Source organism: Actinotalea sp. (assembly GCF_035443605.1).
In the GTDB taxonomy this organism is placed as follows: domain Bacteria; phylum Actinomycetota; class Actinomycetes; order Actinomycetales; family Cellulomonadaceae; genus Actinotalea.
On record NZ_DAORSQ010000096.1, the window covers coordinates 1 to 9,254 of the forward strand.

The window sequence follows — 9,254 nt, forward strand, 5'->3', positions numbered from 1 at the left end:
TCGACCCCTACCTGCGCCCGCTCTACGACGCGCTGCACGACATGGTCGACCCCGACTCCATCCCGCGGCTCATCGAGGCCGGGACCGTGGAGGTCGCCCCGCTGGCCTACATGCGTGGCCGGACGCTCAACGACGCCTTCATCATCCTCGACGAGGCCCAGAACACCTCGACCGACCAGATGAAGATGTTCCTCACCCGGCTGGGCTTCGGCTCGCGGATGGTCGTCACCGGCGACGTCACGCAGGTGGACCTGCCCGGTGCCACGACCTCGGGCCTGCGGGTGGTCGAGGAGATCCTCGGTGACGTCGACGACGTCGCCTTCTGCCGCCTCGGCTCCGGCGACGTGGTTCGCCACCGGCTGGTCGGCGACATCATCGACGCGTACGCGCACTGGGACCAGGGGAGCTCGCGATGAGCATCGAGGTGAACAACGAGTCGGGCCACGAGGTCGACGAGGCCGAGTTCGCGGCGCTCGGACGCCACGTGCTCGACACGATGCACGTGCACCCGCAGACGGACCTGTCGATCCTGCTCGTCACGCCTGAGGTGATGACGGAGCTGCACGTGCAGTGGATGGACGAGCCGGGCCCCACCGACGTGCTGTCCTTCCCGATGGACGAGCTGCGCCCTGGCTCCGAGGGCCACCCGTCCCCGGCGGGGCTGCTGGGCGACGTCGTGCTGTGCCCCGAGGTCGCGGTGCGCCAGGCGCGCGAGGCCGGCCACTCGACCACGGAGGAGCTGCTGCTCCTGACGACGCACGGCATCCTGCACCTGCTCGGCTACGACCACGCCGAGCCCGAGGAGGAGAAGGAGATGTTCGCGCTGCAGCGACAGCTCCTGCTCACGTTCCTCGCCCGACGATGAACGGCGCTCCCACCGGGGCGCTGGTCGTCGGGGCGCTGCTGGCGTTGGTGCTCGCGGCGCTGCTCAGCGCGGGGGAGACCGGTCTGCTGCGGCTGGGCCGGTCCGAGCAGGCCGGGATCGCGGCCTCCGACCTGCCCAGCGCGCGCCGCGCACAGCGGCTCCTCGCCGAGACGCGCGTCGCGGCCTCGGCCGCATCGTCGGTGCGGGTGGTCCTCGAGGCGCTCGGTGCGGTGCTCCTTGCGCTCGCGGTGCTCGCCGCCGGGGCCACCTGGTGGCAGGCGCTGCTGCTCGCCGGCACCCTCGCCGCCGCCGCGGCGCTCCTCGTGGTGCGGCACCTGCCGCGCGGGATCGCCCGGCAGCACCCTGCGGGTGCGGTGCTCGCGACCTCCGGGGTGCTGCGCGTCGCGCACCGGCTCGCCGGGACGATGCACCTGGCCGAGCGCACGCTCTCGGACCAGCAGGACCTCACGGACGACGAGATCCGCGACATGGTCGACCGCGTGAGCGACTCCGACCACATCGAGGACGACGAGCGCGAGATGTTCCGCTCCGTGCTCGAGCTGGGCGACACCCTGACCCGCGCGGTCATGGTCCCGCGGACGGAGATGATCACCGTCCCGGGCGACACGACGCTCACCAAGGCGCTGTCGCTGTTCCTGCGCTCGGGCTACTCGCGCGTGCCGGTGGTCGGCGAGTCGGTCGACGACGTGCTCGGCGTGCTCTACCTCAAGGACCTCGTCCGGCACACGCACCGGCACCCTGGGGCCCAGGACGACCGCGTGGGCGGCCTCGCCCGCCAGCCGGTGTTCGTCCCCGAGTCCAAGCCCGTCGACGACCTGCTGCGCGAGATGCAGGCCGGCTCGTCGCACATCGCGCTCGTCGTCGACGAGTACGGCGGGATCGCCGGGCTGGTCACCATCGAGGACGCGCTCGAGGAGATCGTCGGCGAGCTCACGGACGAGCACGACCGCTCGGGCCCCGAGGTCGAGGACCTCGGCGACGGCAGCTACCGGGTACCCTCACGCCTGCCGGTCGACGAGCTCGGCGAGCTGTTCGACCTCGACCTCGAGGACGACGACGTCGACACGGTCGGCGGCCTGCTGGCCAAGGTGCTCGGCAAGGTGCCCCTCGTGGGTGCCACCGCCGAGGTCGCCGGGCTCGTGCTCACGGCCGACCGCGTCGAGGGGCGTCGCAAGCAGGTCGCGACGCTGCTCGTCCGTCAGACCGGCTCGACCCCGTCAGCGGACCCGGGCACCGGTTCCGTCCCCTCCGCCTCCACGGGAGTCCAGCGATGACCACCCCGCCGTTCCGCTCGGGCTTCGTCTGCATCGTCGGACGTCCCAACGCCGGCAAGTCCACCCTCACCAACGCGATCGTCGGGCAGAAGGTGGCGATCACCTCGGGGCGGCCGCAGACCACCCGGCACGTCATCCGCGGGATCGTGCACCGTCCGGACGCCCAGGTGGTGCTCGTGGACACCCCGGGGCTGCACCGGCCGCGCACGCTGCTCGGCGAGCGGCTCAACGACCTGGTGCGCGACACGCTCACCGAGGTCGACGCGGTCGTGTTCTGCCTGCCGGCGGACCAGCGCGTGGGACCGGGGGACCGCTACATCGCCGAGCAGCTCACCACGCTGTCGCAGGGCGGCCGCACCCCCGTGGTCGCCGTGGCCACCAAGACCGACCTCGTGCCCCGCGCACGGCTCGCCGAGCACCTCATGGCGATCGCGGAGCTCGGCGAGTGGGCGGACATCGTCCCGGTCAGCGCCGTCGACGGCTTCCAGGTCGACACGCTGGTGGACGTGCTGGTGGGCCACCTGCAGCCGGGGCCGCCGCTGTACCCGGACGGGGAGCTCACGGACGAGCCGGAGATCGTCATGGTCGCCGAGCTGGTCCGCGAGGCAGCGCTCGAGGGCGTGCGCGACGAGCTGCCCCACTCGCTGGCCGTGGTGGTCGACGAGATCACGCCGCGCGAGGGCCGGGACGGCTCCGACGGGCAGCCGCCGTTCCTCGACGTGCGGGTGCAGCTGTTCGTCGAGCGGGACAGCCAGAAGGCGATCATCATCGGCAAGGGCGGCGCCCGGCTGCGCGAGGTGGGCGCCACGGCGCGCAAGGGGATCGAGGCGCTGCTCGGCGCCCGGGTGTACCTCGACCTGCACGTCAAGGTCGCCAAGGACTGGCAGCGCGACCCCAAGGCCCTGGGGCGCCTCGGCTTCTGACGGGCGGACGGTCCGGGAGGGCGGGTCGCCGCGCCGACTAGACTCCCCGGGTGCGGTACCGGATCGCGTTGACCAGCACGGTCGTCGTCGCCGTGCTCGGCGTCGGCGGTGCCGTCACCGGTCCGGGTTGGGACCCCGTCCCCATGACCGAGACCATCGAGGTCTCCACCTCCGACACGTCCATCGGGCGCAGCGCGGACGCCGAGCCCGTCGGCACGTACGACGTCGTGACGTCCGTGGTGACGGTCGAGCTCGCCGGGACGCAGGTCGAGGCCCAGATCAGCGAGCCGGTGGGCGCGCCGGGGGACCGGGCCGGTGTCGTCTTCGTGCACGGCGCGGGCACGGGGCTGTTCGAGCAGGCGTTCGTCGCGCAGGCGCAGGCCCTCGCCAGCGCGGGGGTCGTCGCGATGGTGCCGAACAAGCGCCTCGACACGTACTCCACCCGGGACCGCGACTACCCGTCGATGGCCAACGACTACCTGCGCAGCGTCGAGGCGCTGCGCAGGCTGCCCGGCGTCGACCCGGACCGCGTGGGCGTGTACGGCGAGAGCGAGGGCGCCTGGGTGGTGCCCGTCATGGCAGCGGACAACCCGTCCGTCGCCTTCGTCGTGCTCGTCGCCGCGCCCGTGGTGCCACCGCGCGAGCAGGCCGCCTTCGCGGTCGACTCCTACCTGCGCGCCACAGGCGTCCCGGTGGGGCTGCTGCGCTCCATCCCGCGGTTCGTCGGGATGGAGTTCCCGGGGGGCGGGTTCGCGTACGTGGACTTCGACGTGCGGCCGTTCCAGCAGCGCATGCGTCAGCCGGTCCTCGTGGTCTACGGCACGGGCGACGCGGCGATGCCCACCGTCCAGGGGGCGCTGCAGGTCATCGCAGACGTCGGGACGGCGGGGAACCCCGACTGGACCGTCCGCTACTACGCGGGGGCTGACCACGGGATCCGGGTCGAGCACGCGCTGGTCCCGGCCTTCGCCCAGGACCTCGCCGACTGGGTCCAGGCCCTGCCCGCGAGCGGGCACGCCGCGCCGCGGGTCGCCGGGGACGAGCCCTACCAGCGGTTCGTCGCCGAGCCCGTCGAGCGGCCGCGCTGGTACGCCGAGGGTGACCTCATCGTCGCGACCCTCGTGCTGGCCGTGGTCGCCCTGCTCGTCGGCCCTGTGCTGTGGCTCGGTCGTCGCGTCCGCGGGCGCCGCGGGGCGGTGCTGGCCGACGGCGTGCGCTGGCCGCTGGCCGCGATGACCGTGTCGGCCGTCGCGGGCTTCGTCCTGCTCGTGGTCTACCTGCTCGCGGTGGCGAACCTCGCGCAGAACTACCGCACCAACGCCTTCGTCGTGCAGGGCGGCTGGCTCGCGGTCCGGATGCTCGCCGTGGTGAGCGTGGTGGCGGGCGTGGTGCTCGTGTTCCGGGTGCTCGACGGGCGCCGGGCCGGGCGGACCGGGGCGGCCCTGACGCAGACGGGTCGGTGGTGCCTCGCGGGCGCCGTGACCGGCTCGGCCGTGCTCCTGGTCCAGCTCGGCTACTGGGGCGCGTTCCCGACCCTGGGCTGACGGCGGTACGGCCCGACGGCGGGCCGGCGGCGGGCGAGGGCGGCGGCACACGGGTGAAGTGCCCCGCGGTGCACACCGCACCGGTCCCTGGCCCGCTACGGTTCACCCAGGGGGCGTCCGCCTGCCCAGACGGGCGAGCGGGCACCGCACCCGGGACGACCGTCCCGGCGCGAGCAGGGCGGACCACGTCGGTGGACGGCGTAGGAGGGCAGCACCTCAGATGACTGAACCGGAGAACTTCACCGCCCAGCAGGCGGCGGACCCGAGCACCCCGGGGCAGGTGCTGGCGGACATCGCGGCGCTGCGCCCGGAGCTGCGTGCCGCCGTGGCGTCCAACCCCTCCGCGTACCCCGGCCTGCTCGAGTGGCTCGGCAGCCTCGGCGAGCCCACGGTCGACGCCGCGCTCGCAGCGCGCGCGGGCGCCGAGCAGCCGACCGTCGTGCTGCCGACGCTGCCGCCGGTCGCCGCACCGCAGTGGCAGGGCCAGGCGACGACGCCGGCGGCCCCCGCGCCGGCCTTCGGTGCGCCGGCCCCCGGTTTCGAGCCCCAGGCGCCCGCGTACGGCGCCCCCGCGGGGTACGCCCCCCAGCCCGGCCAGCCGTACGGGCTCGCCCCAGCGGGCGCGCCGCCGAAGAAGGGCGGCAACAAGGTCCTGGTGATCGTCCTCAGCATCCTCGGCGTGCTCATCCTGCTGGGCGTCGGCGCGTTCTTCGCGATCAAGGCCCTCATCGGCAACGTCACGGACCAGCTCGAGGACATCGACGTCCCGGGGATCACCGAGGGTGACGCGTACGGCGACAACGCCGAGCTCGACGCCCTGTGGGACGCGTGCGAGACCGAGGACTGGGCCGCGTGCGACGACCTCTACTTCGCCGCGCCGATCGGCTCCGAGTACGAGGCCTTCGGCGAGACGTGCGGCAACCGCACCGAGGTGTCCGGCGGCTCGTGCGTCACGGACATGGGCGGCGGGGCGACCGAGGACACGGGCGAGGACACCGGCTCCGACGAGCCGTTCGGGTACGGGGACGACGCGACGCTCGACGCGCTGTGGGACTCGTGCGCCGGCGGTGACATGGCCGCGTGCGACGAGCTGTACTTCTCCGCGCCGATCGACTCCGAGTACGAGTCCTTCGGCGACACGTGCGGCAACACCGCCGAGGGCGGTGCGGCGTGCGCGTCGTCGACCACGACGGGCGAGCCGTACAACTACGGGGACGACGCGACGCTCGACGCCCTGTGGGACTCGTGCGCAGCGGGCGACATGGCAGCATGCGACTCGCTGTACGAGACGTCGCCGGTGGGCTCGATCTACGAGACCTTCGGGGACACCTGCGCCGGCCTGCAGGAGGCCGGCACCACCCTGTGGTGCGACCCGAACCGATGAGCGGCGTCGGCCACGCGGCCGACGAGCTGTGAGCCGACGCTGCACGACGCGGCGCCCGCGGGGTAGTGTGCTCCGCGTGCGCACGTGCGTGCAGCGTCGGCTGCTCCTTGGTCGCCGCGACGAGACGCCCTAGGCCGGATCCTCGTCGCGGTGGACTTTCTGCTGGCCTGAGCCCTGACCAGCGCTAGTGCGAGGACCGAGACCATGAGCATCACCCCAGACGCGCCCTATGCCGTCCGCAACGCCCAGCAGCCCTCCCCGATGGCCGTGCACCGCTACCGGCCGTTCCACGAGCAGATCGCCGTGGACCTGCCCGACCGCACCTGGCCGGCGCGCCGCATGACGCGGGCCCCGCGCTGGTGCGCGGTGGACCTGCGGGACGGCAACCAGGCCCTCATCGAGCCGATGAACCCCGCGCGCAAGCTGCGGATGTTCGAGCTGCTCGTGGCGATGGGCTACAAGGAGATCGAGGTGGGCTTCCCGTCCGCCTCCCAGACGGACTTCGACTTCGTCCGGATGCTCATCGACGACGGCCGCATCCCGGACGACGTCGTCATCCAGGTGCTCACCCAGGCGCGTGAGCACCTCATCGAGCGCACGTACGAGGCCATCGCCGGTGCGAAGCAGGCGATCGTGCACCTGTACAACTCGACCAGCGTGCTGCAGCGCGAGGTCGTCTTCCGCACCGACCAGGACGGCGCCCTCGACCTGGCGGTCTCCGGTGCGCACCTGTGCCGCAAGTACGCCGAGACCATCCCCGGCACGGAGGTCTACTACGAGTACTCGCCCGAGTCGTACACCGGCACGGAGCTGGAGTTCGCCGTCCGGGTGTGCAACGCGGTGATCGACGTCTTCGAGCCGACCCCGGACCGCAAGGTCATCATCAACCTGCCCGCGACGGTCGAGATGGCCACGCCCAACGTCTACGCGGACTCCATCGAGTGGATGAGCCGCCACCTGCACCACCGCGAGGACGTCGTGCTGTCCCTGCACCCGCACAACGACCGGGGCACCGCCGTCGCCGCGGCGGAGCTCGGCTACCTGGCGGGCGCTGACCGGATCGAGGGCTGCCTGTTCGGCAACGGGGAGCGCACCGGGAACGTCTGCCTGGTCACCCTGGGGATGAACCTCATGAGCCAGGGCATCGACCCGATGATCGACTTCACGGACATCGACACGGTGCGCCGCACCGTCGAGCACTGCACGCAGCTGCCCGTCCACGAGCGTCACCCCTACGGCGGCGACCTCGTCTACACGGCGTTCTCGGGCTCGCACCAGGACGCGATCAAGAAGGGCTTCGACTCCATGGACGCCCGCGCCGCCGCGCAGGGCGTCGAGGTCGAGGACCTGGTGTGGGCCGTGCCCTACCTGCCGATCGACCCGCGCGACGTCGGCCGCTCGTACGAGGCGGTCATCCGGGTCAACTCCCAGTCGGGCAAGGGGGGGATGGCCTACCTCATGAAGTCCGAGCGGCACCTGGACCTGCCGCGTCGCCTCCAGATCGAGTTCTCCCGGGCCGTGCAGGTCTACACGGACTCCTCGGGCCAGGAGGTCACCGCAGACGACCTCTGGCGCGTCTTCACGGACGAGTACCTGCCGGCGGAGCCGGGCAGCGGCCTCGAGCCATGGGGTCGGTTCGCGCTGCGGGGCAGCCGCACGGTCAGCGTCGAGGACGGCCCGGAGCGGCTCTCGGTCGACCTCGTCGACGACGGTGCTGAGCGCACCCTCGAGGGCCAGGGCAACGGCCCGATCGACGCCTTCGTCCAGGCGCTGGCCGCACTCGGGGAGAGGGTCGAGATCCTCGACTACGCCGAGCACGCGCTGTCGACGGGCGGCGACGCGACCGCGGCCGCCTACGTCGAGTGCGCCGTCGGCGACCAGGTGCTCTGGGGCGTGGGCATCGACCCCTCGATCACCACGGCCTCGTTCAAGGCGATCATCTCGGCGGTCAACCGCTCGCGTCGCTGACGTCCCCGTCCGGACCGTCGCCCTCGCGGTGCCGGTCCGGACGGGTCCGACGACGCCGACCCGTGGGGTCAGCGCTTCTTGTCGGGCCGGCGACGGTACTCGCGCTGGCGGAGGGTGAGCTCGCGGCGCTGCTCGGCGCGCAGCCGTACGTCCACCCGCGCAGCCCGGGCAGCGGCCTCGCGCTCGAGTCGACGGTAGCTGGCCAGGCGGCGCTCGGGCAGCTCGCCGTCGGCGACGGCCGCCTGCACGGCGCAACCGGGCTCGCTCCGGTGGGCGCAGTCGGCGAACCGGCAGCGCGCCGCCAGCTCGGCGACCTCGGGGAACACGTCCTCGAGCTCCTCGGCACCCGCCAGACCCACCGTGCGGACCCCGGGGGTGTCGAGCACGGCGCCACCGCCGGGGGCCAGGTGCAGCTCGCGGGTCACCGTGGTGTGCCGGCCCTTGCCGTCGGAGCGCACGGGCTGGGTCCGCATGACCTCGTGCGGCTCGCCGGGGGCCGCCGGACGGCTGGGCTCGCCGCCCGGCGCCGCCCCCACGGTGCCGCTCCCGGTGCCGAGCACCAGGGCGTTGAGCAGCGTGGACTTGCCCACGCCCGAGGCGCCGACGAGCGCGAGGGTGGCGCCGGCGGCGAGCAGGGCGCGCAGCGGGTCCAGGCCGTGCCCGTCGGGCGCGGCGACCGGCAGGACGTCGACGCCAGGGGCCACCGCGGTGACCCGCGCGACGACGTCGTCCGGGTCGGCCTGCAGATCCGCCTTGGTGAGCACGACGACGGGCCGGGCGCCGGACGCCCACGCGAGGGCCAGCAGGCGCTCGACGCGCCCCGGCACGCCCGGCATGGGCTCCACGACGGCCACGACGTCGGCGTTGGCGGCGAGCACCTGGGCGCGCGAGGAGCCGGGCTCGGCGTCGGCGCGCCGCACGGCCGTGCGGCGGTCGAGCACGCCGGTGACGGTCCACGTGCCCGGCAGGTCGGGGGCTGCCGACGGCCCGTCAGGAGCGGTGGTGGGAGCCTCGAGCACCGGCCCGCGGAGCAGCACCCAGTCCCCGGCGGCCGGGGTGCGCTCGGCGTCAGCTGCGGCGGCGCGGGACAGCTCCGGCGCCCAGCGCGCGCCGTGCACCCGGCGCAGGTCGGGGGCATCGGCGGCGTCCCCGGCGTGGGGCGGCGCGACGAGCACGTCGCACGCACCCCGGTCGGCGCGGGTCACGCGGCCGACGACGGGTGGTGACGTGGCGTGGCCGTCGAGGTGGTGGGCGAGGGCCGCGGACCAGCCCTCG

The 9,254-nt window shown here is 73.7% G+C and carries 8 protein-coding genes; 7 read left to right on the top strand and 1 reads right to left on the bottom strand.

Going from position 1 to position 9,254, the window contains the following annotated elements; all coding sequences use genetic code 11:
- The 7 genes from PKY62_RS10495 to leuA form a co-directional block, all read left to right on the top strand.
- On the top strand, window positions 1–416 hold a 416-nt coding region (locus PKY62_RS10495; protein ID WP_324536694.1), incomplete at its 5' end, for a PhoH family protein.
- Window positions 413–865: an rRNA maturation RNase YbeY gene (gene ybeY / locus PKY62_RS10500; RefSeq protein WP_324536696.1), complete on the top strand. Its 453-nt coding sequence runs from the start codon at window positions 413–415 to the stop codon at window positions 863–865. The genes PKY62_RS10495 and ybeY, both read left to right, overlap by 4 nt.
- Window positions 862–2,160, top strand: a complete 1,299-nt coding sequence (locus PKY62_RS10505; protein ID WP_324536699.1) for a hemolysin family protein — start codon at window positions 862–864, stop codon at window positions 2,158–2,160. Before ybeY ends, PKY62_RS10505 begins: the two co-directional genes overlap by 4 nt.
- Window positions 2,157–3,083 carry a GTPase Era gene (gene era / locus PKY62_RS10510; RefSeq protein ID WP_324536701.1) on the top strand — a complete coding sequence of 309 codons (927 nt, stop codon included), beginning with the start codon at window positions 2,157–2,159 and terminating at the stop codon, window positions 3,081–3,083. The genes PKY62_RS10505 and era overlap by 4 nt, the downstream gene beginning before the upstream one ends.
- Window positions 3,084–3,133: 50 nt before the next feature.
- A complete protein-coding gene (locus tag PKY62_RS10515) occupies window positions 3,134–4,627 on the top strand; it encodes an alpha/beta hydrolase family protein (protein WP_324536703.1) in 1,494 nt (497 codons plus the stop codon).
- A gap of 220 nt (window positions 4,628–4,847) precedes the next feature.
- Complete coding sequence (locus tag PKY62_RS10520; RefSeq protein WP_324536705.1) at window positions 4,848–6,011, top strand: variant leucine-rich repeat-containing protein; 1,164 nt, start codon at window positions 4,848–4,850, stop codon at window positions 6,009–6,011.
- Window positions 6,012–6,215: 204 nt separating this feature from the next.
- Window positions 6,216–7,979 (top strand): 2-isopropylmalate synthase, encoded by a 1,764-nt coding sequence (leuA, locus tag PKY62_RS10525; protein WP_324536707.1) that lies wholly within the window; start codon window positions 6,216–6,218, stop codon window positions 7,977–7,979.
- A gap of 68 nt (window positions 7,980–8,047) precedes the next feature.
- Here leuA and rsgA read toward each other — a convergent pair.
- Window positions 8,048–9,254 (bottom strand): GTPase RsgA (gene rsgA / locus PKY62_RS10530; RefSeq protein WP_324536709.1); only part of this gene is annotated, 1,207 nt, incomplete at its 5' end.